Below are 26,564 nucleotides of genomic sequence, written 5' to 3' on the forward strand. Positions count from 1 at the left end.
GGCAAGATTGCGTCCGCCAGGGTCACCGAAGCGGGCGATGCTGGAAGGAAACCGTGTGAGCCGGATTTCGGTCCGGGGACTCGCAGTGGCCTCGGCCACCGCGGTCACCGCTGTCGGCGCAGTTACAGGTGTGGCCTCGGGCAGCACCGGAACCCCCAACGATGCCGAGGCCTTGGTAGCCGACACCACGCTGCTCACGGACATTCCCGTGGGTTCTCAGGCCGAGGTGCAGACCGCCTCCCTGACGCAGCAGGCCGACTTCCAGGCCATCGCCGCCGACGCCACCGCCAAGAAGGACATCGAGGAGTCTGCCCGCAAGCAGGCTGCCAAGGACGCGGTCGCCAAGCAGAAGGCGGCAGAGAAGGCCGCCGAGAAGGCCGAGGCAGAGGCCAAGGCGCGCAAGGAAGCGGAAGCGGCGGCCAGCCGTTCCGCGACGCGTGACGCGTCCAGCTTCCCCGTGCAGGCGTCGTACACGATCTCCCAGGTGCAGGACATGGCACGCGCGATCGTCCCGGCGGACCAGTTCCAGTGCTTCAGCAACATCGTGGACCACGAGTCCAGCTGGAACTATCAGGCGGACAACCCCAGTTCCGACGCGTTCGGTCTTGTGCAGGCGCTTCCGGGTTCCAAGATGTCCTCGGCGGGTGCCGACTGGGCGACGAACCCGGCCACCCAGATCAAGTGGGGCCTGAGCTACATGAACGGCCGCTACGACAGCCCGTGCGGCGCGTGGAACTTCTGGCAGGCCAACCACTACTACTGAGCCGTTCCGCACCTTTCGCGCTCAGTCGTCTCAACCTTTCCGAGCCCCTCACCGTCCTTCGGTGAGGGGCTTCGGCCATGTACGGTCGGATGCGGACCGCTGCTCCCGAGGCTCCGGAGGCTTTGGGGAGAAGGATGGGCAGAGGGAGATACGGGGGACGAGGGCGCATCATGTCGCGAGTGCCGCAGTGGCTCGGCCGGGTCGGCGTCCGGCTCACCGAGATGGGTGAGCGGCTGGACGCGCGCCGGGCCGAGGTGGAGAAGGAGCACGCGGACGACGGGGACCCGCCGTACGGCACTCCGGCACCGCCGGACACCTCACCGCCCGAGCGCGGGTACGAGCACGGGTACGAGGCGCAGGAACAGCCTCCCCGCGCGGCTACCACCACCACCCCGACGGGCCCCGGCGCGCTCGCCGTGCGGCCCGAGCCCGCCTCCGTCGTCCCGTGGGGCGTCCGGGTCGCCGCCGAGGCAGGCTGGCGGCTGCTGGTGCTCGCGGGCACTCTCTGGGTGCTGATGCGGGTCATCAGCGCGGTCCAACTCGTCGTCTTCGCCTTCGTGGTGGCGCTGCTCATCACCGCGCTGCTCCAGCCCGCGGTCGCCCGCCTCACCCGTTGGGGCATGCCGCGCGGGCCCGCGACCGCGCTGACCGCGATCCTCGGGTTCGTCGTGATGGGGCTGATCGGCTGGTTCGTGGCCTGGCAGGTCATCGAGAACACCGACCAGCTCTCCGACCAGGTCCAGGACGGCGTCGACGAACTGCGCAACTGGCTGCTCAACAGCCCCTTCCACGTCACCGACAAGCAGATCAACAAGATCGCCGAGAATCTGCGCGACGCGATCGGCGCCAATACGGACCAGATCACGTCGGTGGGTCTGGAGGGCGTCACGGTCGTCGTCGAGGCGCTGACCGGCATACTGCTGGCCGCCTTCTCGACGCTCTTCCTGCTCTACGACGGCAAGCGCATCTGGGAGTGGACGCTGAAGCTGGTTCCGGCGGCGGCCCGTCCCGGTGTCGCCGGCGCCGGTCCGCGAGCGTGGCGCACGCTGACGGCGTATGTGCGGGGCACGGTGATAGTGGCTCTGATCGACGCCATCTTCATCGGCATCGGCATCTACTTCCTGGACGTGCCGATGGCCGTCCCGCTGGCCGTCTTCATCTTCCTGTTCTCCTTCATCCCGCTGGTCGGCGCGGTCGCCTCGGGCGCTCTGGCGGTGGTGGTGGCGCTGGTGACCCAGGGCGTCTTCACGGCGGTGCTGGTGGTCGCCGTGGTGCTGGCCGTGCAACAGATCGAGGGTCACATCCTGCAGCCGTTCATCCTGGGCCGGGCGGTCCGGGTCCACCCGCTGGCGGTGGTGCTCTCGGTGGCGGCGGGCGGCATGGTGGCGGGGATCGGGGGCGCGGTGGTCGCCGTACCGCTGGTCGCGGTGACGAACACGGTCGTCGGCTATCTGCGCGTGTACTCCCAGGCGTACAACAACGCGTCGGACGCGCTGCGCCACTCGCCAGGGCCGCACGGCTCCACCGCAGTGGACATCGCCTTGACCAGGGCCCAGCAGCAAACCCACCAGAGCGAGCGACCCCAACAGGCAGAGCAGACCGAGCAGGCAGGGCAAGCACGGCAGGCGGGGCAGCCGGAGCGGCCCGAACAGGCTTCGCCGCCGTCCGGCCCGGCTCAGTAGGCGGCCGGTCGCCGCGCGGCGTGGTCGTGTCCAGGCGGGTGGAGCCCTGGAACCGGACGGCTCCGTGGCGCGCCCTTCGAGGGGCGCGGGGAACTGCGCGACCAGCCACAGCGAACCGGTGGTCGCCACGCGGCATGGCCGACACGGGCCGTTGCGGCTGGTCGACTCCATGGGGTCGAGCCGTGGGAAGGGACGGTTCCGTAGCGCGCCCTTCGAGGGGCGCGGGGAACTGCGCGACCGGCCGCAGCGGACCCGCGGTCGCCCCGAAGGTCAGGCGAGGACTTTCAGGGCCGGGCCCAGAGCGATCAGCAGCGGGATCAGCGGGGCCAGGGCGGCGGCCAGGGTCGTGGCGGCGCGGTAGGGCGCCTCCAGGCGCGGCGGAGGCGCCAGGAGACGCTCGACACGGTCGCCCAGTTGCCCGCGGGTGCACGCGCAGGACAACACGCCCCGGTGCCGGTTGAGTTCGATCAGGGCGAGCGCGGTGGTGCGGTGGCCGCAGCGCCGGGACGCGGTGTCGTCGGCGGCCAGTTCGACCAGGCGGTGCGTCTGGTCCCGGAAGTGCGCGAAGACCGGGACGCGCGGGAAGCCGGTGGCCAGCGCCTGCGAGAGATGCAGCAGCCAGTCGTGGCGGGCGCGGGCATGGCCGAGTTCATGGGCGAGTACGGCGTCCAGCTCGTGGTCGGACAGTCGGCGCAACGCGCCCGTGGTGACGACGAGTTGGGGCGTCGGGCCGGACAGCAGCCAGGCGTCGGGATACTCGTCCTCCAGGACCAGCAGCGGCCCCTTGGCGGCCGGGAAACCGGCGGGCAGGTCCGGCGCGCGCTCCCGCAGGTGCACGCGCCGCAGCCGGCGCCGTCTGCGTGCCTCGGCGAGTTCCCGGGCGAGCATGGCGACCGTCCAGGCCGCCCCGCAGGCCAGCAGCAGCGTCAGCACGGTGAGCCAGACGGGCGCCCGCCCCAGCTGGTAGGCGGCGGTGACCGCAGGAGGCGCCGGCGCGAAGGCGTGGGCCCGGACGGTCCCGAACGCGGCCGTCGTGCCCAGCGACAGCGCGGCGAGACAGCACACCAGCACGGTGGCGACCAGGCACTGCCACACCCACAGCCCGAGCACCGGCTCCCGGTCGGGCCAGCCGGCCCGGGTCAGCACAGGCGGCAGGACAGCGGCGGCGGTCAGGGCGACGGCGGCCATCAGCGCCAGGGCGACGGTCATTGCGGGTGGCTCCCTCAGTCGGAGAAGGGCGGTCCTCGCGGCCGGTACGACGAAGGCGGCGACGAACGGAGTGAGGGTGCGCCCATTGTCGGACGTACCGCCTGCCGCGTCCAGTCACCTGTTCCGCCCCGCCCCGCCCGTGATCGCCTACTCGGCGAGGATCGCCTCCGCGTCCAGCGTCGTGCCGACGGCCTGGACGACCGCCGCGATCCTGAACGCCTCCTGCACCGTCTCCCGGCCGATACCGGTACCCCGCAGCACCCGCTCGTGGGCGTCCAGGCAGGCGCCGCAGGCATTGATCGCCGACACCGCCACCGACCACAGCTCGACGTCGGTCCGCTCGACGCCCGGGTCACGGAGCGCGTTCGCCCGCAGACCGGCGCGCAGCCGCCCGTACTCCGGGTCGGAGAGCAGATGGCGGGTGCGGTGGAAGACGTTGTTCATCGCCATCACGGCGGCGGTCGACCGGGCGGCCGTGTACGCCTCGGGCGTCAGACGCGCCCTGGCCTCCGGCCCCAGCTCGCGCAGCACACGCGGCGAGCGGGACGCGATCGCGCACACCAGCAAGGTGCCCCACAGCTGCTGCCCGGTGAGCCCGGAGCGGTCGACGACCGACCCCAGGTTGAGGCGCAGGTCCGCCGCGAAGTCAGGCAGGGCGGACTTCAGTTCCGCGAGGCCCATACCCACTCACCACCATTGATCAGAGGAATCGTTACACTTGGTTGAGTCGATCAGTAAAAGCTATCAGTGGAACCTGTCAGTCAAAGGAAAAGTGGTGTGGGCGTGGCCGCCGCCAGGAACACCGACGGGCGCCGTCGGCCCAGTCTCGCCCAGCTGCGCGCATTCGCCGCCGTCGCCGAGCATCTGCACTTCCGGGACGCCGCTGCCGCGATCGGCATGAGCCAGCCCGCGCTCTCGGGTGCCGTCTCCGCGCTGGAGGAGACCCTCGGCGTCACCCTGGTGGAGCGCACCACCCGCAAGGTGCTGCTGTCGCCCGCCGGTGAGCGGCTCGCCGTACGCGCCCGGGCCGTGCTGGAGTCGGTCGCCGCGCTGATGGAGGAGGCCGAGGCCGTGCGCGCGCCCTTCACCGGGGCCCTGCGGCTCGGGGTGATCCCGACCGTCGCGCCCTACCTCCTGCCCACCGTCCTGCGCCTCGTCCACGACCGCTACCCGGACCTCGACCTCCAGGTCCACGAGGAGCAGACCGCCGGACTCCTCGACGGACTCACCACCGGCCGCCTCGACCTGCTCCTGATCGCCGTCCCGACCGGGCTGCCCGGCATCCTGGAACTCCCCCTCTTCGACGAGGACTTCGTGCTCGTCACGCCCCTCGGGCATCCCCTCGGCGGGCATACGGACATCCCGCGCGAGGCGCTTCGCGAACTCGACCTGCTCCTCCTGGACGAAGGGCACTGTCTGCGCGACCAGGCGCTCGACATCTGCCGGGAGGCCGGGCGGGCGGACGCCCCCGCCTCCACCACGGCCGCCGGTCTGTCCACCCTCGTCCAGCTCGTGGCCGGCGGCCTTGGCGTGACGCTGCTGCCGCACACCGCCGTCAAGGTCGAGGCGGGCCGCAGCGACCAGCTCAGCACCGGCCGCTTCGCCGCCCCGGCCCCGACCCGCCGGATCGGCCTCGCGATGCGCACGGGCGCCGTGCGGGGCGTGGAGTACGAGGAACTGGCGGCGGCCCTGCGGGAGGCGCTGAGGCCGCTGCCAGTGCGGGTGTGGGGCGACTGAACAGGTGACTGAAACAGGTGACAGTTCGATCAAATGAGCGTCGAACAAAGACCGTTGAACGGCGAGAGATTTCAACTTCCGTCAGGTAGCAAGACCCCGGTCTGAATATGCGCCCGGACTGATACACATACCCCCTCAGTGCTACGCGTCAGGCGTATGTGCGAAATGCCGATGAGCAGGGCCAAGGGGAGTGATGTCGGTCATCCGCGATTCCGTATCCGCGCACGCATCTCCGGATTCCCTTGGCCGGATCGGCTACGACCTGCTGCTGAACGCCCTGGCCGAATGTGGGCGCGAGGAGTTCACCGGGGCGCTGCGCGCAACCGGCAGCCCCGGCGGGATCTTCCATCTCCGGCGCGGACTCGTCGTCGGCGCCGAGAGCCCCGGCGCCCCGGGCCCGGAGGCCCTGCTTCTGCGCTCCCGCCGGATCAGCGGTGAGGACTGGGCCGAGCTGGTGCGCGAGGCCGGGGGAGCACGCTGGCCGGGCGCGGAACTGATCAGGCACGGGTACGCGGGCGCCGCCCAGCTGCGGGTCGTCTGCATGATGGCGTTACGGGACGCAGTCTTCGCGGTCGTCGCCGGCCGGGTGGACGCCTGCGAACGCGACCCCGGAGCCGAGCCGCTCGCCCCCGTTCCGGTGGGCGAGGGGCCGATCCGCCTCCTCCAGGACGCCAACCGCAAACTGGCCGCCCTCGCCGCGCTGCCCCACCCGGTACGCCCGAACCGTGAGCGCCCGAGCCCGAGTTCGGCGCCGGTCGCCGTGAGCGAGGGACAACTCACCCCCGTACAGCAGGAGTTGCTGGCCCAGGCCGACGGTCGCCTGACCGCCCGTGACCTCGCGTTCCGTACCGGCCGGGGGGTCTACACGGTGACGGTCGAGCTGGCGCGGCTGCTCGGTGCCGGGCTCCTGGAGTGCGACGAGGGGGCCGTGCCGCTCCCGGTCGTACGGCTGCCTGAGGAGGGCCTGCGGCAGCGCAGGTCACCCGCGCCCCCGCCACTCCCGACACCACCCCCGCCGTCCCCGTACGTGGACCCCGCCGTCGTCAACGCGCTGGCCGCCGTCCTCGCCTCCGACGCGCTGCCGCAGGCGCCCACTCCCACACTGCCCCGCCGCGATCCCGGCGCCAGTGGCATCACCGAATCTCTCGCCCCGGAAAAGCGCGGGACGAGCTGGAAAGGGTTCTTCCGCATGCGGAACGGAACTCATGGCAATTCCTAGAAGCCCATAGGGGAGTTGAATACATGGACCACAAAGCGCTGGCCATGGAAATGCGCGACCTGCGCGAAAAAGTGGACGGAATCACCGACACGGCGATAGCCGCGACCGACGGACTGCTCATAGCGGCGGACACCGCCGCGTCGATCGACCCCGAGAGCCTCGCAGCCATCGCCGCCGCGGGACTCGGCCTCGCCCGCCGGGCCGCCCAGGCCACCGGCCGGGGCACCCTGCGCCGGACGGTCACCTACGGCAGCCAGGGCTGCGCCGCGTTCTACGCCGTCGGGGACACCGCGCTGATGGTCGTACTCGGCGACGAGGGCGTCGACCTGGACCGGCTGCACCGTGCCACCCAGCCGGCGCTGCGCCGTATCGGATCGATCCTCACCGCGGCGGACCCCGCCGTGGCGACCGAAGGAGCGTGAAGGAAAGGATGGGGACGAAACGCATGACCACAGGCTTCTCCGACCAGGTCATGAGCCTGGTCAAGGCACTCCGTACCGATGCCCCCGAGTGTGTCGCGTCGGGGGTGGTCGACATGTCCACGGGGATGCTGCTCTCGTACGAGACGATCGACAACCATCCGCCGGAGGTCCTCGACCTGCTGGCGGGCGCGACCCTCGACCTGTTCCAGGGCCGTACGGTCGTGATGATCGAGGACGTGTTCAAGGAACGGCGGGGCACTCCCAGCGACCAGCACTTCTTCCAGGAGATCCTCGTCAACAGCGAGAACCTCACTCACCTGTTCGTGCGGCTGAACGAGCAGCAGGACGTCGTCGCTGTGGTCGTCTGCCGCAAGGCGGTCAACGTAGGCATGCTCTTCGCCCAGGTGCGGCGGGTGGTCAAGGAGTACAGCCTCTGAACACTGAAGAGCTGAACAGCCGCTGAGCGGAACGCGGACGGGCCCCTCCCCAGGAAACCGAGGTCCTGGGGAGGGGCCCGTGTGGTGGGCGGGTGCGGGAGGCCCTACTCCGTACGCAGGCCCTCCGGCCGCATCAGCCGCAGCAGCGGCGGCAGACTCAGCACCGTCACCAGCAGCGCGACGCCCGCGCCGATGCCGGTCATCGTCAGTACGGCGGCCCAGTCGATGCCGATCGACCTGCTCGTCATCTTCAGCAGGACGACGCCCAGGGTCAGTCCCACCACCGACGACAGCACGAGCCCCAGTCCGATCGGGATCGCCGTCTGCCACAGCACCGACAGGCTCAGCGTGCGCCGCCGGGTGCCGAAGGCGACCAGGGACGACAGCAGCTTCCGGCGCTCGCGCAGCTGCTCCAGCTGGGAGACCAGCAGGCTCACCCCGATCAGCAGCAGCACGCAGGTGGCGCCGACGAACAGGCCGGTGCGGATCGAGTTGAACTGCTTGGTGCGGTTGCTCGACGTCCAGGTGTAGGGCTCCGTGAGGGGGTCGATCCGCGCCGCCGTGTTGCGGACCAGGTCGGGGGCGTCCGCCACCTCGGGGTCGAGGCCGATGAAGATCTGTCCGGCGGCCTCCGCGACGGTCTCCTCGGGCATGGCGCCCGGAGTGGCCAGGATGCCGCCGCGCTCGGTCCCGGACGGGTCCTCGCGCACGCCGGCCTGCTTGAGGCCTGCCGGTACCGTCCAGGCGACCGACGGCTTCGTCGTCCGGGTGGCGGTCGGGCTGATCCACAACTCCCGGCCCGGCTTGACCAGTCGGGGCGTCTGCGTGTCGTACTCGGCGCCCCGCACGGTGAAGACGTCGCCGTCGTGGCACGAGGGCAGATGGCCCACCTCACGCAGTGTCGCGCAGTCGCCGATGGTCACCTCGACATAGCTTTCCGGGGACTTGGCCTTCTCGCCGACCGAGGCGAAGGAGATCATGGTGATCTTCCGTACGCCCTTGGTGCTGGTGAGTTCCTGGGCCGCCGAGGCCGGCGAGACGTTGTCGGGAGCGCTGAACTCCATCTGGGCCCGGTCGAGGTGCTGGTCCGACGCGGTCGTGTAGGCGCCGGAGACCCCGGCGAAGAATATCTGCAGCGCGATCGCACCTGCCACCGCCACCGCGATGCCGTTCACCATGCGGGCCGCCGAACCGCTGCTCAACTGGAGCCGCCGGACGGCCAGTTGCCAGGAAAGCCCGCCGGAGCCGAGCCGGGCGACCACTGCCTCGACAACCCAGGGCAGGAGCGCGGTGACCCCGATGAGCAGCAACGAGACACCGATGATGACAAGGGCGTCGTTGAACTGCCCGGCGCTGTCGCCCTGCCCGATCATGGGGGAGAGCGCCGCGACCCCGCCCAGCGGCAGCAGCAGCCGCCACCACAGCCGACGGCGCGGGGGCCGGGCCGTACGCACCACGCCGAGCGGCTCGATCACCACACCGCGCAGCGCGAACAGGGTGACCAGCACGGCGGCCAACGGCACGGCGACCGCGACCAAGACGGCCAGCGCGGGCGCCGGATTCAGGTCACTGGGGAACACGCTCATGTCGAGGACGGCGATGTAGCCCGCGGCCTGACGGCCGATCAGGAAGAAGACGCTGCCGAAGACGAGCCCGACCGTGGCACCCGCGAACGCTTCGCCCGCGGCGATCCGCCGGGTCATCCCGCCGTCGGCGCCCACCAGCCGCAGCGCGGCCAGCCGCCGGTCACGCCGCTCACCGCCGAACCGTACGGCCGTGGCGATGAAGACGCCGACCGGCATCAGCAGCACCACGAAGACGACGAGGGTGAGCAGGATCAGGATGGGGTCCATCCCCTCGGACGACGGATGCAGATCCCCGAACCGGTTGATCCGCGTCACCACACCGACATCGAAGTGCTTTTCGAGGCCCTCGCCACCCCGGTAGAAGGAGAGTTCGGCCGGGCCGAGGAGCCCGGTGTCGCCGATGGTACCGACGATCCGGTCCGACAGCCGCTCCCGGAGCAACCTGCCCTCGCCGGACTTCAGCAGCCGTTCGAGAGCGGGCGAGACGTACATCTCCCCTACTGCGGGAAAACCGTCGATCCCCGGCGGCAGGGGTGCTCGTACCCCCTCGGGCTCCAGCTCCCGCCCGTATACGTCGTCCGTGCGGAAGGTCGTGTCGACGCTCGCGACGATCAGCGTGTTGTCGGCCTTCGGCATCTGCTTGTCGACGTACATGATGGTCGTCCGGGCGTTCCCGCGCTCGCCCCGGCCCGACAGGGCGCTCGGGATGGCGGTCGTCAGCAGCAGCAGTGCCACCCCGAGCCCGACCCCGACGGCCGTCAGCAGGACCCGCCCCCAGCCCTCGCGCCCGCCCGTGAAGGCGAACCGGACCCCCATGCCCAGGTCCCTGCTCCACTGCCGAGCACTCATACGACGCGCTCCATGTCCCGCGACTTCCCGTCCCGTACGACGATCTCGCGGTCCGAGTAGGCGGCCACCCGCGCCTCGTGCGTGACGAGCACGACGGCGGCGTTGGTCGACCGGGCCGCCTCGGTGAGCAGCTCCATCACGCGCTCGCCGTTGAGCGAGTCGAGGGCGCCGGTGGGCTCGTCGGCGAACAGCACCCGCGGGCTGGTGACCAAAGCCCGGGCGACAGCCACCCGTTGGCCCTGGCCGCCGGACACCTCGCCGGGCCGCTTGCCCTTGAGGTCGTCGACCTCCAGCCGCTCCATCCAGGACAGCGCGGTCCGCTCGGCCTCCTTGCGGGAGGTCCCGTTGAGGCGGAGGGGGAGCGCCACGTTCTCGACGCAGGTGAGCTCCGGCACGAGCTGCCCGAACTGGAACACGAACCCGAACTCGGTGCGCCGCAGCTGACTCCGCTGCCCGTCGCTCATGCCGGCCATCTCGCGACCGTTGTACGTGATGGACCCCGAGTCGGGCGGCACGATCCCGGCGAGACAGTGCAGCAGGGTCGACTTGCCGGACCCGGACGGGCCCATCACGGCGACGACCTCGCCGGGATGTATCGAGAACTCGGCGCCGTCGAGCGCGTTGGTCGGGCCGTAGGCCTTGCGCAGTTCGCTCGCGACGAGCAGGGAACCGGGAGGAGCGGTCATGGGAACGGTCATCGGGACGTCACCGCCAGAGCGAGCTTGTCGAGACGCGCGGCGGTCAGTTCCAGCCAGCGCAGATCGGCTTCGAGGTGGAACAGGGCGTGGTCGCAGACGAGCTGGTCGGCGAGGTCGCCCCGGCGCTTGCGGTCGGTGAGGATGCGCATCATCCGCAGGTGCTCGGCGCGCTGGGTGTCGAGGATGTCACCGGCGTTCCGGTGCGTGAGCAGCGCGAGGACGACCTTGGTGTAGAGGGTCGACTGCAGATACGGCTCGGGCTTCTCGGGCGTCGCGAGCCACTGTCCGACGTCGGTGATCCCGGCGTCCGTGATCGCGTACCGCTTGCGCTCGGGCCCGTCGCCGGACTCGACCCCGTCGACCTCGACGAGTCCGTGCTTCAGCAGCCGGGACATCGTCGCGTAGACCTGCCCGTAGTGCAGCGGGCGATCCTGACCGAACTTCTCGTCAAAGGCCCGCTTCAGGTCGTAACCGTGACGGGGGCCGGACTCCAGGAGTCCCAGAAGGGTGTGACCGATGGACATGGGGAGGACTATACACAGCAGGTATACGTGGTGTGTATACCTGCTGTGTATAGATCAGGGGGGACACAACCAGCCTGTCTGGGGGTCCCCCCTCTGGGGGAGTTTGAGGACGAGGCCCTTCAGTCCGACGGGGGTCTGGGGGCGGAGCCCCCAGGGGGCCGCCCACGGCGCCGGATCGGCCCCGCTTCCCCCGGCAGCCTCCCCGCCTCCGCCAGCGCCCGCCGCAGCACGAACTCGATCTGCGCGTTGGCCGAGCGCAGCTCGTCCCCGGCCCACCGGGCCAGCGCGTCGTACACGGCGGGGTCCAGCCGCAACAGCACCTGCTTGCGCTGCTGCTGCGGCCGGCGCGCGGGGCGTTCGGGGTTCTCGGCGGTCGAACCCCCGGAGGGATCGCTCACTGGTACAGGGACCCCGTGTTCATGACCGGCTGCACCGCACGGTCGCCGCACAGCACCACCAGCAGGTTCGACACCATCGCCGCCTTCCGTTCGGAGTCCAGCTCCACGATGTCCTGCTCGGCGATCCGGGCGAGCGCGGCCTCGACCATCCCCACCGCGCCGTCGACGATCAGCCGCCGCGCCGCGACGACCGCCCCCGCCTGCTGCCGCTGGAGCATCGCCGAGGCGATCTCGGGAGCGTACGCGAGGTGGGTGAAGCGGGACTCGATGATGTGGACGCCGGCCGCGGCTACGCGCGCGTGCAGCTCGACGGCCAGCTTCTCGGTGATCTCCTCGGCGTTGCCGCGCAGCGAGAGCCCGTCCTCCTCGTGGGCGTCGTACGGGTACTCGATGGCGATGTGCCGGACGGCCGCTTCGGTCTGCGTGGCGACGAACTCGATGTAGTTGTCCACCTCGAACGTCGCCTGCGCGGTGTCCTTGACCTTCCAGACCACGACCGAGGCGAGCTCGATCGGGTTGCCGTAGGCGTCGTTGACCTTGAGGACGGCCGTCTCGTGGTTGCGGACCCGGGTCGAGATCTTCGTGCGCGAGGTGAACGGGTTCACCCAGCGCAGCCCGTCCTGCCGGATCGTCCCCCGGTACCGCCCGAAGAGCTGGACCACCCGGGCCTCACCGGGCGCCACGGTGTTGAGCCCGCGCAGCGAGATGAGGGCGGCGACGAGAACGACGGCACCCCCCACGGCGAAGCCCGGGTTCACCGACCCGGCCGCGAACAGGATGACGGCGCCCAGGAGTCCGACCAGTCCCAGCAGCAGGGCGAGCCCGCCCCCGATGCTGTGGGCCGTGAACTCCCGGACCTGTGGATCGGGCATGTCGGGCAGATCGACGTCGGGATCGGTGGTCGGAGCGGAGTCGTGTGTGGTCATGGGTGGTGCCCCCGTTTCATGGCTGTTGTGGCCGCCGCGGCCAGAACCTAGCAGCGTTCTATCTAAGTGATATCACTTTAGCGGATACGGCAACCTTCCGCAGCCCCCGGTAGTCGGTTCCAGTGGGGCAGGTGCTGATTGTCACGTCCGGAAAAGGGGGGATCGAAAGCTCGTCGTCTTATCCGCCGGTGTTAGTTTTCTGAGCTGACCTGTGCCATGAACCTGTGCGAAGAAGGAAGCGGAGCGAAGCGACCCATGGGACGAGCGGACGAGAGACGAGCGCGGCAGCATCGCGGTGGCCGCCGCGCGGCGCCGAAGCGTTCCTCCAGGGATGCGTCGACCGACACCGGGACCGGAGCGGAAACCGGTACCGAGGGCGGGATCGCGACCGCGACCGAGCCGGTGACCGAGCCGGTGACCGGGGGCAGGGCGGCGAGCAGGGCGGCGGCGCGCGGCAAGAGTGCCAAGAACAGCAAGGGTGGCAAGGACGGTAAGGACGGTAAGGACGGCAGGAGTTTCCTCCGCCGGCTCTTCACCTGGAAGAAGATCCTGGGCGCGTTCTTCGGCTTCCTGCTGCTCGGCATGTGCGGCTTCATCGTGCTGTACCTGATGATCGGCGTGCCCGTGGGCAACGCCGCCGCGGTGAAGCAGAGCAACGTCTACAAGTACAGCGACGGCAGTGTCCTCGCCCGCACCGGCACGGTCAACCGCGAGATCGTGGACCTGAGCGAGGTGCCCAAGAAGGTCCAGCTGACCTTTGTCGCCGCCGAGAACAAGTCCTTCTACAAGGACTCCGGCGTCGACCTCAAGGGCACCACCCGCGGTCTGATCAACACGCTGTCCGGCAAGGGCAAGCAGGGTGGTTCGACGATCACCCAGCAGTACGTCAAGAACTACTACCTGGAGCAGGACCAGACCATCACGCGGAAGCTGAAGGAACTGGTCATCTCGCTGAAGGTGGACCGGGAGAAGTCCAAGGACTACATCCTCGCCGGCTACATCAACACCAACTACTACGGCCGCGACTCCTACGGCATCCAGGCCGCCGCCCAGGCCTACTACCGCGTCGACGCCAAGAAGCTCACCGTCGAGCAGGGCGCGTACCTCGCCGCGCTGCTCCAGGCGCCGAGCCAGTACGACTGGGCCGTCGCCTCCGACACCAGCAAGAAGCTGGTCACCGCCCGCTGGAACTACGTACTCGACAACATGGTCGGGGAGGGCTGGCTCGACAAGTCCGAGCGTGACGCCATGACGTTCCCGGTGCCGAAGGATCCGAAGGGCGCCCCGGGCCTGGAGGGCCAGACCGGCTACCTCGTCGACGCCGCCAAGAAGGAACTGGCCAGGCAGCTCGTCGCCGAGGGCAAGGCGGACGACACCAACAGTGCGAACGCGCTGGTCGACAAGGGTGGTTGGACGATCACGCTCAACATCGACCGGAAGAAGCAGACCGCGCTGGAGGCGGCCGTCAAGAGCCAGCTCACCAGCAAACTCGACGCGAAGAAGCGCAAGGTCGACGGCAACGTCCAGGCCGGTGCCGCGTCGGTCGACCCGAAGACCGGGCGGGTGCTCGCGCTGTACGGCGGCACCGACTACTTCAAGCACTACATCAGCAACGCGACCCGACGCGACTACCAGCCCGCGTCCACCTTCAAGCCGATCATCCTCGCGGCGGCCATGGAGGAGAAGGCTCGTACGCAGGACGGCGATCTGATCACCCCGGACACGATCTACGACGGCACGAGCGGCCGGCAGGTCGTGGACGACGGCAAGAAGGTCGGCTTCGGCCCGCCGAACGAGGACGACTCGGACTACGGCGACGTCACCGTCCAGACCGCGATGAACAAGTCGATCAACTCGGTGTTCGCGCAGATGGGCGTCGACGTCGGAATGTCCGAGGTCATGAAGGTCGCGGACGAACTCGGCCTGGACACCGAGGGATTGCAGGCGGTGCCCGCGCAGACCCTCGGCACGATGGGCGCGAGCCCGCTGGAGATGGCCGCCGTCTACGCCACCCTCGACAACCACGGCCGCAAGGTCACCCCGGCCGTCATCAAAACGGCCGAACACAAGGACCGTACGGTCGAGTTCGACTCCCCGATCGGCGACCAGATCATCACCCCTGAGGCCGCCGACGCTGTCACGTCGGTGCTGACGGGCGTGGTCGACGACGGTACGGCCAAGGTCTCGGTGGCCCAGGCGAAGAACCGCAAGGGCCAGCAGGTGGCCGGCAAGACGGGTACGTCCGACGAGAACAAGTCGGCCTGGTTCACCGGCTACACGCCCGGTCTGGTCACCTCGGTCGGCCTGTTCGGCGAGGACACGAAGGCCAACAAACAGGTCTCGTTGACGGGCGCCACGGGGCTCATCTCGGCGGGCGGCGGCCGGATCAACGGCGGTGGCTACCCGGCGAAGATCTGGGCGACGTACACCTTCGGCACGATGGGCAAGGTGACCAAGTTCGACCTGGACACCAAACTGGGCGCGGGCGTGAAGCCGACGGCGTCACCGACTCCGACCAAGTCGGATACGCCGACACCGACACCGACTGCGACCAAGTCGGATACGCCGACTCCGACCCCGACCCCGACTCCGACCCCGACGCCGACTCCGACTCCGACGCCGACTCCGACACCGACCCCGACACCGACCCCGACGATCTCGGCCCCGTCGACTCCGACGGGCGGTATCACCTTCAGTCCGCCCGTATCGGACGACGACCAGTAGGTACGTACGGTACGCGTGTACGTAGAGAGAGGGGGGGCTCCCGGTGATCACCGGGAGCCCCCCCTCTCTCTACGTACACGCGTCAAACGTGACCGCTCACGTCCGGTCTACGTCCGGTTCAGCTCGAACCAGACCACCTTCCCCGTGCTCAGCCGGGTCGCACCCCAGCGCCGGGCCAGCCGGTTGACGAGATACAGCCCCCGGCCGCCCTCGTCCGTGGCCCGCGCCTGCCGCAGGCGCGGCAGCTGCGGCACGTCGTCGCCGACCTCGCAGCGCAGTACGTCGGTCCGCAGCAGCCGGAGGGTGATCGGCTTGGTCGCGTAACGCACCGCGTTCGTCACGACCTCGCTGACCAGCAGCTCCACCGAGTCCGTCAGGTCCTCCAGACCCCAGCGGGACAGCGCGCGCCGGGCGAGCCGACGGGCCCGGCCGGGCGCCGCGTCCTCCGGGTCCAGATACCAGTACGCGACGTCGCTCGGCGCGATGCCGTCGAAGCGGGCGGCGAGCAGCGCGATGTCGTCGTCCCGGTCGCCCGGGCCGAGCATGTCGAGGACCTCGTCGCACAGGGCCTCGAGGGGCGGCGGATGGTCGGGCCCGGTCAGCTGGGCGGTCGCGGCGAGCTTCTCGCGCAGCTGCTCTATGCCGGTCCAGACGTCCCGCAGCCGGGACTCGACGAGCCCGTCCGTGTAGAGGAAGAGGGTGGCACCGGCGGGCGCGTCCAGCTCCACGGCCTCGAAGTCGACACCGCCGACCCCGATGGGCGCGCCGGAAGGCACCTTCAGCACCTCGGCCCGGCCGCCCAGGTGCAGCAGGACGGGCGGCGGATGGCCGGCGTTGGCGATGGTGATCCGGTGCGATACCGGGTCGTACACCGCGTAGAGGCAGGTCGCCATGCGGTCCGTGCCGAGCCGCTGGGCCTGTTCGTCGAGGTGGTGCAGGACCTCCTGCGGGGGCAGGTCAAGACCGGCGAGGGTCTGCGCGGTCGTCCGCAGCTGACCCATGATGGCCGCGCTGGTCATGGAGTGCCCCATGACGTCGCCGACGACGAGCGCGACGCGGCTGCCGGGCAGCGGGATGGCGTCGTACCAGTCACCGCCGACGCGGGCGGTCTCGGCGGCGGGCAGGTACCGGGACGCCAGCCGCACACCCGTGGGCCGCGGCAGGGTCTCCGGCAGCATCGTGCGCTGCAGCTCGTCGGCGATGTAGGCCTCGCGGCCGTACAGCACCGCCTTGTCGATGCCGAGGGCGCTGTGGGTGGCGAGCTGGGCGGCGACCAGCAGATCGTCCGTCTCGAACGGGATCCGCTCCGGGCGGCGCAGGAACAGGGCGGCCCCGATGACTCGCCGCCGGCCGCGCAGCGGGGCGAGGATCGCGCGCTGGCCGTCCGGTACGTCCAGTTCGCAGCCCTCGCCGAGCAGCTCGGGCAGGGCCGCGCGGGCGGCGGGCGCGTCCGCGAAGACGGGCCGGACGCCGCGCAGTACCTCGGCGAGCGCGCCGCCGGGACGCACCTCGCACAGTTCGGCGCTGACCGGGGACAGCTCGGCCGGCGGCGGCTGGGGGACGGCGGAGGTGGCCAGGAAGCCGTTCTCGGTGTCCCGGTCCTGCGGGAGCCGGTCGCTGCGGCGCAGCCGCAGCACCAGCGGGCCGGTGGGCCGCTCGTCGCCGACCGGCAGCGGGCCGCGCAGATAGACGAGGATCGTGTCGGAGAACGTCGGCACGGTGGCCCGGCACAGCCCCATCACGATCTCGTCGAGGTCGATGCCCCGCGCGATACGCCGGGTGGCCGCGCCGACGAACCGCAGCCGGTCGCCGTCCCTCCGCATCGGCAGGGGAGCGCCGGCGGGGTTGCCCTGGCCGGAACGCCGCTCCTTGCCCGTGAGGACGCTCGCGGCCGGGTCGGCGCTGTCGCCGTCCGCGGGCCCGTTCACGCTCGCGTGGTGCTCCGTCGCGTGGTTCTCCGCACCCGGGCGGGCCGTCTCGGCGCCCGGCTGGACCGGGATGCCGTCCGGCGCCGGACGCGGGCGGTGCGCGTCGGGCCCGGTCGAGGACGGCTGGTCGGGCTGCGAGTGCTCGGGCCCGGGGGTGGCGGGGGGACCGGCGGGGTTGGGGCCGGTGGAGCCGGACGTACCGGTACCCGTACCCGAGCTGGATGTCATCGCGCCTGTCCCCGCCTCTGTTCCCGCTGTTCCCGCGTCGTTCGCGGCTCTACCGGCGCCACCGACGGTCTCGGGGCTCTCGGAGCCTGTCACGGAGCCGGGGGCGGCCTCCAGTCCACCGGCGGCCCCTCCCTGCGCTGTCGTCTGCTTCGGCAGAGGCTGAGCCGCCGCCTCCGGGGAACGCAGAAGCGCCCCGCGGGTGTCCGCGGGGATGTCCGGCCGGCCCGTGCCCGGCCGACTGCGCTCGTGCGAGGTGGGTTGCTCCGTCACGCGTGTCGAATCCATCCGTCCGGGGCTGCGCGCTGTACACGCAGTTGGTCCCGCCGACTTCCCGATACCCGGAATACATGCCCCAGGAACGGAAAACCGGCGTGGTCAGAGGTTGTTCCTGGTGCACCGGCAGGCCTTGGTCGGCCCGGACCGGTGCTGCCCTCGTACCCCTCGATCACGTCCTGCCGCCCCTCGGTGACGTATGGTCAGGCCCGGCGCATGTTCCGGCAGTTACGGTTGTGCGCCCTTGCGGAGGACGATCCTACGGTTGTGTACCGGGGGCGCATCAAGGGTCTCATGACGACATGTGCGCGGGCGTACGGTCCCAGTCCTCCGGCAGTGACGGTACAGCCCATGACGGATCCGGGCGCCAGTGCTGCCAGCCATCCGCGAACGGCGCCCCCCAGTCACGGATGACGTCGACTGCCGAACGACCCGCTTCCCTTACCCGCGCGGCCAGTTGGGCGTCCATCAGCCCGGCCTGCTGGGCCTGCGCGAACTCGTCCTCGTCGCGCCATTCCCAAGTCCGGTCGGGGTTCACGGTGATGTCGAGAAAATGGTCCTCGGAGTCGACCCCGCCGGCCCAACGGGCAAGTGGTTCCTCCAGGTTCACGTACCAGTTCTTGAACTGCCAGCCCGGTTCCCAGAAAAGCCACACCGACCAGGGCTCGGCGGGCCGCGCCAGCTTCAGCACCCCGGTGCCGAACCAGCGGTCGCGCTGCACGGTCCGGGGCTTGGTGTACCGCGACTCCAGCGGCTCCACATGCACGGGCGTACCGTCGGCGAGCACGGGCCTGACGCACTCGGTACCCGGGGCCATCCACACGGCGAGCACCTCGGGATCGTCCCGTACGACGGTGACGGGACGCGCGATGTGGAAGCGCTCGCCGGAGTTCTCGCGGTACCGCCAAAGGATCTGACTCCCGGGGGACCAGTACGCCGCAGATCCGCCCGCTTCCACCTGTCTCACCGCTCCGTCGTCTGCCATGGAGAGATATTAGGTGCCCCGGGCATACGCCGCTGCGGTGCGCGTCACGGTTCACGCCAGTGGCCGGATGACGTTACGGGCGCGTCATCCGCAGGACATCAAGCGCCGTGTCCAGCTGCTCGACGGTGAGATCACCGCGCTCCACATACCCCGATTCCAGGACGACTTGGCGAATCGTCTTCTGCTCGGCGAGCGACTTCTTGGCCACCTTGGCCGCTTCCTCGTACCCGATGTACTTGTTGAGCGGTGTGACCACTGAGGGCGAGGACTCGGCGTACTCACGGGCCCTCTCCCGGTGGGCGACGATCCCGTCGACGGTCCGGTCGGCAAGCAGCCGCGAGACGTTGGCGAGCAGCCGCACGGACTCAAGCACGTTCTTCGCAATCACGGGAAGCATGACATTGAGCTCGAAGTTCCCGGCGGCACCTGCGGTGGTGACGGTGACGTCATTGCCGATGACCTGCGCGGACACCATCAGCACGGCCTCGGGGATCACCGGATTGACCTTGCCGGGCATGATGGACGACCCCGGCTGAAGATCGGGCAGGCTGATCTCGGCAAGCCCGGTCCGGGGCCCGGAGGCCATCCACCGCAGATCGTTGGCGATCTTGGTCAGCCCCACGGCGATGGTCCGCAGCTGCCCACTGGTCTCGACGATCCCGTCCCGCGCGCCCTGTGCCTCAAAATGATCGCGAGCCTCGGTGAGAGGCAGCCCGGTGGTGCGGGCGACCTCCTCGATCACGGCGGCGGAGAACCCGGGCGGCGTGTTGATCCCGGTCCCCACGGCGGTACCACCGAGGGGCAGCTCGGCGAGCCGGGGCAGCGAGGCCCGCAGCCGCTCCACGCCGTACCGCACCTGTGCGGCGTACCCCCCGAACTCCTGCCCGAGCGTCACGGGCGTGGCGTCCATGAGATGCGTACGCCCCGACTTCACGACGTCGGCGAACTCCTCGGACTTGCGGGTGAGGGCGTCGGCGAGGTGGTCGAGGGCCGGGATCAGATCGCGGGTGACGGCGGCGGTGGCGGCGATGTGGATGGAGGAGGGGAACACGTCGTTGGACGACTGGGAGGCGTTGACGTGGTCGTTGGGATGCACATCCCGGCCGAGCCGCTCGGTCGCGAGACTGGCGATGACCTCGTTGGTGTTCATGTTGGACGAGGTGCCGGAGCCGGTCTGGAACACGTCGACCGGGAACTGTTCGTCCCACAGCCCCTCCGCGACCTCGGTGGCCGCCTCCTGGATCGCCTCGGCGACGTCCTTGTCGAGGACCCCGAGCCGCGCGTTCACCCTGGCCGCGGCCCCCTTGATCCGGGCCAGCGCCTCGATGTGCGCCCGCTCGATCCGCTGGCCCGAGACGGGGAAGTTCTCGACCGCGCGCTGGGTCTGGGCCCGCCACTTGGCGTCGGCGGGGACGCGTACCTCACCCATGGAGTCGTGCTCGATCCGGTATTCGCTCATGCCCCGTACAGCGAACGGGACGGCCGGGATGTTCCGCGACGCGGCCGTCCGGGCTGCCACCACACGGCCCGATGCCTGTGACCCGGGTCACGGAGCGGTGGTGCAGCAGACGAGGCGGTATCCGCGTCGAGGACAGGTGACAGGAAGGGAGGAGCGTGTGGAGACGGACTTTCAGGCTTTCGTGGCCGCGAGATCGACGGCGCTGTTCCGCGGCGCCCTCGTCCTCACGGGCAACCGTGAGGCGGCGGAGGACCTGGTCCAGGAGACCCTGGAGCGGGCCTGCCGCAAGTGGCGCGTCATCGCCGCGAAGGACGCTCCGGACGCCTACGTACGGCGGATCATGGTGAACCTGGCCAATGACCGCTGGCGGAGGTTCCGCCGCCTGGTCACGACCTCCGACCCGGAAAGCGGCGACCGAGCCGCCCCGGGGGACGAGTTCGGACGGGTGGACAGCCGGGACCAGTTGGTGCGCGCTCTGCAGCAACTGCCCATGCGGATGCGCACGGTCGTGGTGCTGCGGTACTTCCACGACCTCTCCGACACCGAGATCGCGGCCGACCTGAAGATATCGCCCAGTACGGTGCGCTCCCAGCTCGCCCGAGGGATCGAGAAGCTCAGAGGTCAGATCCCCACCCCCTCCGCCCCTTCGCCACAACGGCACACGGAAGGAATCCGATGACCTCGTACGGCGACGCACGGCCTTCCGGCCGCACACCCTTCGAAGAGGAACTGATGAACGCCATGAACCAGTACGCGAACTCCGCCGAGGCGCCCGACTTCGACGCGCCCCGGATCGAGCGCCGCACCCGGCGCCGCCGGACCGCCGGCATCGCCGCCGTCGCCGCCGCCCTCATCGCGGCCGGCGGGGGGACGGCCCTGGCCACCTCGGTCGCCGGCAGCAGCAGCTCGACCCCGGCGGCGACGAGCACGGCCAACAAGAGCGACGCCACCACCATGTTGTACGGCGAGAACCCGACCATCCCGATCGACTTCGCCGGCTGGAGCCTGGACGGGGCCAAGACCTACGTCGAGAAGACGCAGACGAAGCTCGGCACCGTCACCAGGAAGGCAGTCAAGGGCTGCAAGCCGAACTCGGTGCTCGGCGTCTCCCCGCACGCCCCGGCGATCGTCCACAACGGCGACACGGTCAACTTCACCGTCTGCGCCGGCTGACCAGGTCCTGAGCTGATACGACGCCCGCCCCTGCGTCAATCAGGGGCGGGCGCCTGTCACAGGATCACACCAGACCCGGCCCCCGCACCGGAATCGACGTGAACGTCGGCTGCGGGGCGGGGTCCTGGAAGAAGTCATTGCCCTTGTCGTCGACGACGACGAACGCCGGGAAGTCCTCGACCTCGATCTTCCAGACAGCCTCCATGCCGAGCTCCTCGTACTCGACGACCTCGACCTTCTTGATGCAGTCCTGGGCGAGCCGGGCCGCCGGGCCGCCGATCGAGCCCAGGTAGAAGCCGCCGTGGGCGTCGCACGCGTCGGTGACCTGCTTGCTGCGGTTGCCCTTGGCGAGCATCACCTTGGAGCCGCCCGCCGCCTGGAACTGCTCGACGTAGGAGTCCATCCGCCCGGCGGTGGTCGGCCCGAACGACCCGGACGCGTACCCCGCGGGCGTCTTCGCCGGCCCGGCGTAGTACACCGGGTGGTCCTTCAGGTACTGCGGCATCTCCTCGCCCGCGTCCAGCCGCTCCTTGATCTTGGCGTGCGCGATGTCACGCGCCACGACCAGCGGGCCGGTCAGCGAGAGCCGGGTCTTGACCGGGTACTTGGTCAGCTCGGCGAGGATGTCGTCCATCGGCTGGTTGAGGTCGATCCGGACCACGTCCGACGCCTCATCCAGATGCTCATCCGTCGTCTCCGGCAGGAACCGCGCCGGGTCGGTCTCCAGCTGCTCCAGGAAGACGCCCTCGGCCGTGATCTTCGCGACGGCCTGCCGGTCGGCGGAGCAGGACACGGCGATGGCGACGGGGCAGGAGGCGCCATGCCTCGGCAGCCGCACCACGCGCACGTCGTGGCAGAAGTACTTGCCGCCGAACTGCGCCCCGATCCCGATCCGCTGCGTCAGCTCGAAGACCTTCTCCTCAAGATCCTTGTCCCGGAAGCCGTGCCCGAGCTCGGACCCCTCGGCCGGGATCTCGTCGAGGTAGTGCGCGGAGGCGTACTTGGCGGTCTTGAGCGCGTACTCGGCGCTCGTGCCGCCGACCACGATCGCCAGGTGGTACGGCGGACAGGCGGCCGTCCCCAGCGAACGGACCTTCTCCTCCAGGAACTTCATCATGGAGGCCTCGTTCAGGACGGCCTTCGTCTCCTGGTAGAGGAACGACTTGTTGGCCGAGCCGCCGCCCTTGGCCATGAACAGGAACTTGTAGGCGCCCCCGTCGGTGGCGTACAGCTCGATCTGGGCCGGCAGGTTGGAGCCGGTGTTCTTCTCCTCCCACATGGTGAGGGGAGCCATCTGCGAGTAACGCAGGTTCAGGTTCAGATACGCGTCGTAGATGCCCTGGGAGAGGGCCGCCTCGTCGCCGCCCGTCGTGAGGACGTTCTGCCCGCGCTTGCCCATGACGATCGCCGTACCGGTGTCCTGGCACATGGGGAGCACGCCCGCCGCCGCGATGTTGGCGTTCTTCAGCAGGTCCAGCGCCACGAACTTGTCGTTGCCCGACGCCTCGGGGTCGTCGATGATCCGCCGCAGCTGCGCCAGGTGGGCCGGCCGCAGATAGTGCTGGATGTCATGGATGGCCTCGGCGGCGAGCTTGCGCAGCGCCTCCGGCTCGACCTTGAGGAACGTCCGCCCGTCGGCCTCGAAGGTGGAGACACCCTCGGAGGTCACCAGCCGGTACGGGGTGGTGTCCTCTCCCATGGGGAGCAGATCCGTGTACGCGAACTCAGGCATCTCGCCCATTCCTCACTCGACGAAGACAGCGGCCAGCCTCCATCGGCGGGCGCCCACCAGCGTAGGACCTGCCGGAGCGGAGAAGCTTGTTAGGTAAGACTCACTTGAGAGGGGGGTGGCTCGAACGAGACTGTCCGTTCCGTCCGTCCACACCCCTAGTCGCGATCTATCGCGTTTGGGTACGCTGCTTCCGTGGACCTTCAGAAGCACACCGAACCACGCGCCTCCGAACTCCGAGCCTCGGAACTCCGTGCCTCGGACGCCGACCGCGACCGCGTCGCGGACCTCCTGCGCGAGGCACTGGCCGAGGGCCGCCTCACGCCCGACGAGCACTCCGACCGCGTCGAGGGGGTGCTGAGCGCCAAGACGGTCGGCGAACTGGAGGTCTTCGTACGGGACCTGCCCGCCGGCCACCAGTCCCACGCGCCCCGGGCCGCGGCGTGGGGATACGCGCCCGCGCCCAACCGCCCCACCCCGGGCGCGATCCCCCTCGACCCCGATGACAACGTGGTGGCGGTCTTCAGTGCCGCCGTCCGCAAGGGCCGCTGGCGCGCGGGACGCCGTATGCACGCGTACGCGATCTTCGGCAGCGTCGAGATCGACCTCAGCGAGGCGATATTCGAGTACCAGCAGGTCGTGATCAGGGCGATCTCGGTCTTCGGCAACGTCGAGATCCGCGTCCCGGAGAACGTCTCGTTGCGCGGCACCGGCGGTGGTGTGCTCGGCAACTTCGAGGTGAGCACGCTGGATTCGGGTGATCCCGAGGCGCCCGTGGTCTATGTGGACGGGCTGGCCATACTCGGCAATGTCGAGGCGAAACCCAAGCGGGGCAAGATGATCGAGGACATCCTCGACCGCGTCTCCCGCAAGGTCGACAGGAGTTTGCGCAAACACCTGGGCCATTGACGGTTGTGAATTCGGTCGCACCCGAAGTGATTCGGTGAGGTCACGACGCCTCGACAACGCCCTGGAACCCCAGTGGTTGGGAACTCAGTGCATAGGCGCGCGCACAGCGGGTAGGGCTTGCTGCATCGTCTCTTGGAGGGTGCCGTGGGCTTCACGCGGAACCCGGTACGCCCGGCAAGCGCGCGCCCTGTGGTCGCACGCTCCGGACGCTCCGGACCCGTCGCCCCGGTCCACGTGGGCCCCACGGCTCCCTCCAGCTCGCGAAGAAGCCGTCGTCAGGAGTAGACCGTGCTGCAACCGCCGCATTCGTCCCTGCAGGTCGCTGCCGTTCCGCCCCAGCGGGTGCCAGTGCGAGAAAGGGACCAGGACGCCCCGTGGCACACCGAGGCGGTGTGCCGGCGCGATGAGGCGGGTCTCTTCTTCGCCCCGTCGAAGGAACCGACCGCGGCCCGACTCTCCCGGGAGCAGGCGGCCAAGCGGGTGTGCGGCGGCTGTCCGGTCATGGTCGAGTGCCGTGAACACGCGCTGCTGCAACCCGAGCCGTACGGCGTCTGGGGCGGCCTCACCGCCGCCGAACGCCGCGTGGTCCTGGCCAGGCGCCGCCGCCGCGAAATGGAGCTCAAGAAGGCCGCCCACGGCACGATAGCGGCGGCCGGTTGACCCCGGCCGGTCCCTGAGAACCGCCCCCTGAGAACCGCCCCCTGAGGGCCGGTCCTGAGAACCAGTCCTGAAAAAGGGGCGCCCCTCCGCACAAGGGACGCCCCCTACAGTGGCGCGGTGCTGTGACATCGTGCGACTCCGCCGCGTGGGCGCGAAGAGCGCTACTTGGCGCGGCTGAAGTCGATCGCGCTGTAGGCCGCCAGCTTGCTCAGCCGGTGCTCGGACGAGATCTGGCGAACCGTCCCCGACTTCGACCGCATCACGATCGACTCCGTCGTCGCCGTCTCCGACCGGTAACGAACCCCGCGCAGCAGCTCACCGTCGGTGATCCCGGTCGCGACGAAGAACACGTTCTCACCGGAGACCAGGTCGTCGGTCATGAGCACGCGGTCGAGGTCGTGTCCCGCGTCCACCGCCCGCTGCCGCTCCTCGTCGTCCTTCGGCCACAGCTTGCCCTGGATGGTGCCGCCGAGGCACTTCACGGCACAGGCCGAGATGATGCCCTCGGGCGTACCACCGATGCCGAGCAGCAGATCGACGCCGGTGCCCTCGCGCAGGGCGAGGATCGAACCGGCGACATCGCCGTCGGAGATTAGCTTCATCCGGGCGCCGGTCTCCCGGATCTCCTTGATGATGCCGACGTGGCGCGGCCGGTCGAGGATGACGACGGTGACGTCCTCGGGCGTGACCCGCTTCGCCTTGGCGACCCGGCGGATGTTCACGGAGACAGGCGCGTTGATGTCGACGAAGTCGGCGGCGTCCGGCCCGGTGACCAGCTTGTCCATGTAGAAGACGGCGGACGGGTCGAACATCGACCCGCGGTCCGCCGCCGCGAGGACCGCGATGGCGTTCGTCATGCCGTTGGCGGTGAGGGTCGTGCCGTCGATCGGGTCGACGGCGATGTCGCACTCGGGCCCGGTTCCGTCGCCGACGCGCTCCCCGTTGAAGAGCATGGGCGCCTCGTCCTTCTCACCCTCACCGATGACGACGACGCCGTTCATCGAGACGGTCGAGACGAGGGTCCGCATGGCGCGCACCGCGGCACCGTCGGCGCCGTTCTTGTCACCGCGGCCGACCCAGCGGCCCGCGGCCATCGCGGCGGCCTCGGTCACCCGGACGAGTTCGAGGGCGAGGTTGCGGTCGGGAGCTTCGGAGGGGACTTCGAGTTCGGACGGCAGATGATGATGCTCGGTCATCGAGACGCACCTTTCTGATACGGCGACGGCCGGATGAGGGTGTTGGCCCCGACTCTATCGTTAGGCAGACAAAATGAGCAGGGGGCCCCACGGATGAGCGGACCGGTGCACCTGCGACGATGGGGAGCGTGGCAGGTTCGAACGGCAGGAACGGCAAGCAGAAGTCGGCCCGGGACATGATTCTCTCCCTGGGCCTCATCAGTCTCGCGGCGGGAGTGATCTATCTCTTCATTCCGCACGACGACTCCGCTCCCGACCTCAAACAGGTCGACTACCGCGTCGAGTTGCTGACGGCTCGCCGCGCCGCGAGCTATCCGGTGGCCGCGCCCCAGGGCCTGTCGGCCGACTGGAAGGCGACCTCGGTGCGCTTCTCCGGCGCGGACTTCGACAAGTGGCATCTCGGCTTCCATGACTCCGAGGGTGAGTACGTGGCGGTGGAGCAGTCCGCTCAGAAGCCGTCCGACTTCATCGACGACGCCACCCAGAGTGCCCGGGAGACGAAGGTCACCCAGCGCATAGGGGACGCGACGTGGACGCGGTACGAGGGTGAGAGGTACGACGCGCTGGTGCTGCGCGAGAAGGGTTCCACGACGGTGGTGGCGGGCACGGCGTCGTTCGACCGCCTGACGAAGGTGGCCCAGGCCCTGAGGACGACGTAGGAAGCGGTCTGCGAGCCAGGCACGCAGACGTGAGTCACGATTCATGAGTGAGGCCCCCCGGCAGGCTTGAGTTCTAGTGGTCGTTGCAACACCCCAGTTCAAGGGGTGCGATGGACTTCGAGATCCGCAAGAACAAGAAGCCGGGGGCCGGCAAGCTGACCCGCGAGCGGGCCGCATACTTCCAGCTCATG

General features: G+C 69.8%; 24 protein-coding genes. 12 read left to right on the top strand and 12 right to left on the bottom strand.

The genetic code is table 11. The annotated features are described in order from the left end of the window. Positions 1–55: 55 nt before the first annotated feature. Both G3I56_RS08050 and G3I56_RS08055 read left to right on the top strand, forming a co-directional pair. On the top strand, positions 56–763 hold the full coding sequence (locus G3I56_RS08050; protein ID WP_164408165.1) for a transglycosylase SLT domain-containing protein: 708 nt from the start codon (positions 56–58) through the stop codon (positions 761–763). Positions 764–933: 170 nt separating this feature from the next. Further along, positions 934–2,445, top strand: coding sequence for an AI-2E family transporter (locus tag G3I56_RS08055; protein WP_239134758.1), 1,512 nt, complete (start codon positions 934–936; stop codon positions 2,443–2,445). Between the two features lie 270 nt (positions 2,446–2,715). Here the strand turns inward: G3I56_RS08055 and G3I56_RS08060 are convergent, their stop codons facing one another. Beyond that, positions 2,716–3,654, bottom strand: a complete 939-nt coding sequence (locus G3I56_RS08060; RefSeq protein WP_164408166.1) for a M56 family metallopeptidase — start codon at positions 3,652–3,654, stop codon at positions 2,716–2,718. 147 nt (positions 3,655–3,801) lie between these two features. Then, the gene (locus G3I56_RS08065) at positions 3,802–4,335 is read right to left on the bottom strand and encodes a carboxymuconolactone decarboxylase family protein (RefSeq protein ID WP_164408167.1); all 534 of its coding nucleotides are present in this window, start codon (positions 4,333–4,335) and stop codon (positions 3,802–3,804) included. Positions 4,336–4,437: 102 nt separating this feature from the next. On the opposite strand from G3I56_RS08065, the gene G3I56_RS08070 reads away from it, so the two are divergent. From G3I56_RS08070 to G3I56_RS08085, 4 genes are all read left to right on the top strand, one after another. Then, positions 4,438–5,391, top strand: coding sequence for a hydrogen peroxide-inducible genes activator (locus G3I56_RS08070; RefSeq protein ID WP_164408168.1), 954 nt, complete (start codon positions 4,438–4,440; stop codon positions 5,389–5,391). Positions 5,392–5,584: 193 nt separating this feature from the next. After that, on the top strand, positions 5,585–6,610 hold the full coding sequence (locus tag G3I56_RS08075) for a MarR family transcriptional regulator (RefSeq protein ID WP_164408169.1): 1,026 nt from the start codon (positions 5,585–5,587) through the stop codon (positions 6,608–6,610). Between the two features lie 23 nt (positions 6,611–6,633). Further along, the gene (locus G3I56_RS08080; RefSeq protein WP_203689381.1) at positions 6,634–7,032 is read left to right on the top strand and encodes a roadblock/LC7 domain-containing protein; all 399 of its coding nucleotides are present in this window, start codon (positions 6,634–6,636) and stop codon (positions 7,030–7,032) included. 23 nt (positions 7,033–7,055) lie between these two features. Continuing rightward, complete coding sequence (locus tag G3I56_RS08085; RefSeq protein WP_343239898.1) at positions 7,056–7,469, top strand: hypothetical protein; 414 nt, start codon at positions 7,056–7,058, stop codon at positions 7,467–7,469. Between the two features lie 104 nt (positions 7,470–7,573). Here the strand turns inward: G3I56_RS08085 and G3I56_RS08090 are convergent, their stop codons facing one another. The 5 genes from G3I56_RS08090 to G3I56_RS08110 form a co-directional block, all read right to left on the bottom strand. Continuing rightward, the gene (locus G3I56_RS08090) at positions 7,574–9,904 is read right to left on the bottom strand and encodes an ABC transporter permease (RefSeq protein WP_164408170.1); all 2,331 of its coding nucleotides are present in this window, start codon (positions 9,902–9,904) and stop codon (positions 7,574–7,576) included. Further along, positions 9,901–10,590, bottom strand: coding sequence for an ABC transporter ATP-binding protein (locus G3I56_RS08095; protein ID WP_164408171.1), 690 nt, complete (start codon positions 10,588–10,590; stop codon positions 9,901–9,903). Before G3I56_RS08095 ends, G3I56_RS08090 begins: the two co-directional genes overlap by 4 nt. Positions 10,591–10,598: 8 nt before the next feature. Next, positions 10,599–11,126, bottom strand: coding sequence for a PadR family transcriptional regulator (locus G3I56_RS08100; RefSeq protein WP_164408172.1), 528 nt, complete (start codon positions 11,124–11,126; stop codon positions 10,599–10,601). A 119-nt stretch (positions 11,127–11,245) separates the two neighbouring features. Continuing rightward, positions 11,246–11,524 (bottom strand): hypothetical protein, encoded by a 279-nt coding sequence (locus G3I56_RS08105; protein WP_164408173.1) that lies wholly within the window; start codon positions 11,522–11,524, stop codon positions 11,246–11,248. After that, positions 11,521–12,450, bottom strand: coding sequence for an SPFH domain-containing protein (locus tag G3I56_RS08110; protein ID WP_164408174.1), 930 nt, complete (start codon positions 12,448–12,450; stop codon positions 11,521–11,523). The genes G3I56_RS08105 and G3I56_RS08110 overlap by 4 nt, the downstream gene beginning before the upstream one ends. Before the next feature lie 255 nt (positions 12,451–12,705). On the opposite strand from G3I56_RS08110, the gene G3I56_RS08115 reads away from it, so the two are divergent. After that, complete coding sequence (locus G3I56_RS08115; protein ID WP_164408175.1) at positions 12,706–15,174, top strand: transglycosylase domain-containing protein; 2,469 nt, start codon at positions 12,706–12,708, stop codon at positions 15,172–15,174. Between the two features lie 107 nt (positions 15,175–15,281). Here G3I56_RS08115 and G3I56_RS08120 read toward each other — a convergent pair whose 3' ends face one another. The 3 genes from G3I56_RS08120 to G3I56_RS08130 form a co-directional block, all read right to left on the bottom strand. Further along, positions 15,282–17,615, bottom strand: a complete 2,334-nt coding sequence (locus tag G3I56_RS08120; RefSeq protein ID WP_164408176.1) for an ATP-binding SpoIIE family protein phosphatase — start codon at positions 17,613–17,615, stop codon at positions 15,282–15,284. 280 nt (positions 17,616–17,895) lie between these two features. Then, the gene (locus G3I56_RS08125; RefSeq protein ID WP_203689382.1) at positions 17,896–18,588 is read right to left on the bottom strand and encodes a DUF402 domain-containing protein; all 693 of its coding nucleotides are present in this window, start codon (positions 18,586–18,588) and stop codon (positions 17,896–17,898) included. 73 nt (positions 18,589–18,661) lie between these two features. Further along, the gene (locus tag G3I56_RS08130) at positions 18,662–20,047 is read right to left on the bottom strand and encodes a class II fumarate hydratase (protein ID WP_164408177.1); all 1,386 of its coding nucleotides are present in this window, start codon (positions 20,045–20,047) and stop codon (positions 18,662–18,664) included. A 157-nt stretch (positions 20,048–20,204) separates the two neighbouring features. Here G3I56_RS08130 and G3I56_RS08135 point away from each other — a divergent pair, with 157 nt between their 5' ends. Further along, on the top strand, positions 20,205–20,726 hold the full coding sequence (locus tag G3I56_RS08135; RefSeq protein ID WP_343239899.1) for a SigE family RNA polymerase sigma factor: 522 nt from the start codon (positions 20,205–20,207) through the stop codon (positions 20,724–20,726). Next, a complete protein-coding gene (locus tag G3I56_RS08140) occupies positions 20,723–21,220 on the top strand; it encodes a hypothetical protein (protein WP_203689384.1) in 498 nt (165 codons plus the stop codon). Before G3I56_RS08135 ends, G3I56_RS08140 begins: the two co-directional genes overlap by 4 nt. Before the next feature lie 64 nt (positions 21,221–21,284). On the opposite strand, the gene G3I56_RS08145 is transcribed toward G3I56_RS08140, so the two are convergent. Further along, positions 21,285–22,952, bottom strand: coding sequence for a fumarate hydratase (locus tag G3I56_RS08145; RefSeq protein ID WP_164408178.1), 1,668 nt, complete (start codon positions 22,950–22,952; stop codon positions 21,285–21,287). 192 nt (positions 22,953–23,144) lie between these two features. Between G3I56_RS08145 and G3I56_RS08150 the strand changes: the two genes are divergently transcribed. Further along, positions 23,145–23,858, top strand: a complete 714-nt coding sequence (locus G3I56_RS08150; RefSeq protein WP_164408179.1) for a DUF1707 and DUF2154 domain-containing protein — start codon at positions 23,145–23,147, stop codon at positions 23,856–23,858. A gap of 288 nt (positions 23,859–24,146) precedes the next feature. Beyond that, positions 24,147–24,518, top strand: coding sequence for a WhiB family transcriptional regulator (locus G3I56_RS08155; RefSeq protein WP_164408180.1), 372 nt, complete (start codon positions 24,147–24,149; stop codon positions 24,516–24,518). Positions 24,519–24,679: 161 nt separating this feature from the next. Here G3I56_RS08155 and glpX read toward each other — a convergent pair whose 3' ends face one another. Continuing rightward, the gene (glpX, locus tag G3I56_RS08160; protein WP_164315707.1) at positions 24,680–25,714 is read right to left on the bottom strand and encodes a class II fructose-bisphosphatase; all 1,035 of its coding nucleotides are present in this window, start codon (positions 25,712–25,714) and stop codon (positions 24,680–24,682) included. 119 nt (positions 25,715–25,833) lie between these two features. On the opposite strand from glpX, the gene G3I56_RS08165 reads away from it, so the two are divergent. After that, complete coding sequence (locus tag G3I56_RS08165) at positions 25,834–26,373, top strand: DUF4245 domain-containing protein (protein WP_164408181.1); 540 nt, start codon at positions 25,834–25,836, stop codon at positions 26,371–26,373. Positions 26,374–26,564: the final 191 nt, after the last annotated feature.

Origin of the sequence: Streptomyces sp. SID12488 (assembly GCF_010548275.1) — a bacterium.
Taxonomy (GTDB): Bacteria; Actinomycetota; Actinomycetes; order Streptomycetales; family Streptomycetaceae; genus Streptomyces.

Excerpts from the sequence above, each read along its gene's own strand:
- G3I56_RS08055 (WP_239134758.1), top strand. The coding sequence starts at position 934 with ATGTCGCGAGTGCCGCAGTGGCTCGGCCGGGTCGGCGTCCGGCTCACC.
- G3I56_RS08060 (WP_164408166.1), bottom strand. The coding sequence starts at position 3,654 with ATGACCGTCGCCCTGGCGCTGATGGCCGCCGTCGCCCTGACCGCCGCC.
- G3I56_RS08065 (WP_164408167.1), bottom strand. The coding sequence starts at position 4,335 with ATGGGCCTCGCGGAACTGAAGTCCGCCCTGCCTGACTTCGCGGCGGAC.
- G3I56_RS08075 (WP_164408169.1), top strand. The coding sequence starts at position 5,585 with ATGTCGGTCATCCGCGATTCCGTATCCGCGCACGCATCTCCGGATTCC.
- G3I56_RS08080 (WP_203689381.1), top strand. The coding sequence starts at position 6,634 with ATGGACCACAAAGCGCTGGCCATGGAAATGCGCGACCTGCGCGAAAAA.
- G3I56_RS08085 (WP_343239898.1), top strand. The coding sequence starts at position 7,056 with ATGACCACAGGCTTCTCCGACCAGGTCATGAGCCTGGTCAAGGCACTC.
- G3I56_RS08090 (WP_164408170.1), bottom strand. The coding sequence starts at position 9,904 with ATGAGTGCTCGGCAGTGGAGCAGGGACCTGGGCATGGGGGTCCGGTTC.
- G3I56_RS08095 (WP_164408171.1), bottom strand. The coding sequence starts at position 10,590 with ATGACCGCTCCTCCCGGTTCCCTGCTCGTCGCGAGCGAACTGCGCAAG.
- G3I56_RS08100 (WP_164408172.1), bottom strand. The coding sequence starts at position 11,126 with ATGTCCATCGGTCACACCCTTCTGGGACTCCTGGAGTCCGGCCCCCGT.
- G3I56_RS08110 (WP_164408174.1), bottom strand. The coding sequence starts at position 12,450 with ATGACCACACACGACTCCGCTCCGACCACCGATCCCGACGTCGATCTG.
- G3I56_RS08115 (WP_164408175.1), top strand. The coding sequence starts at position 12,706 with ATGGGACGAGCGGACGAGAGACGAGCGCGGCAGCATCGCGGTGGCCGC.
- G3I56_RS08120 (WP_164408176.1), bottom strand. The coding sequence starts at position 17,615 with ATGGATTCGACACGCGTGACGGAGCAACCCACCTCGCACGAGCGCAGT.
- G3I56_RS08125 (WP_203689382.1), bottom strand. The coding sequence starts at position 18,588 with ATGGCAGACGACGGAGCGGTGAGACAGGTGGAAGCGGGCGGATCTGCG.
- G3I56_RS08130 (WP_164408177.1), bottom strand. The coding sequence starts at position 20,047 with ATGAGCGAATACCGGATCGAGCACGACTCCATGGGTGAGGTACGCGTC.
- G3I56_RS08140 (WP_203689384.1), top strand. The coding sequence starts at position 20,723 with ATGACCTCGTACGGCGACGCACGGCCTTCCGGCCGCACACCCTTCGAA.
- G3I56_RS08145 (WP_164408178.1), bottom strand. The coding sequence starts at position 22,952 with ATGCCTGAGTTCGCGTACACGGATCTGCTCCCCATGGGAGAGGACACC.
- glpX (WP_164315707.1), bottom strand. The coding sequence starts at position 25,714 with ATGACCGAGCATCATCATCTGCCGTCCGAACTCGAAGTCCCCTCCGAA.
- G3I56_RS08165 (WP_164408181.1), top strand. The coding sequence starts at position 25,834 with ATGGGGAGCGTGGCAGGTTCGAACGGCAGGAACGGCAAGCAGAAGTCG.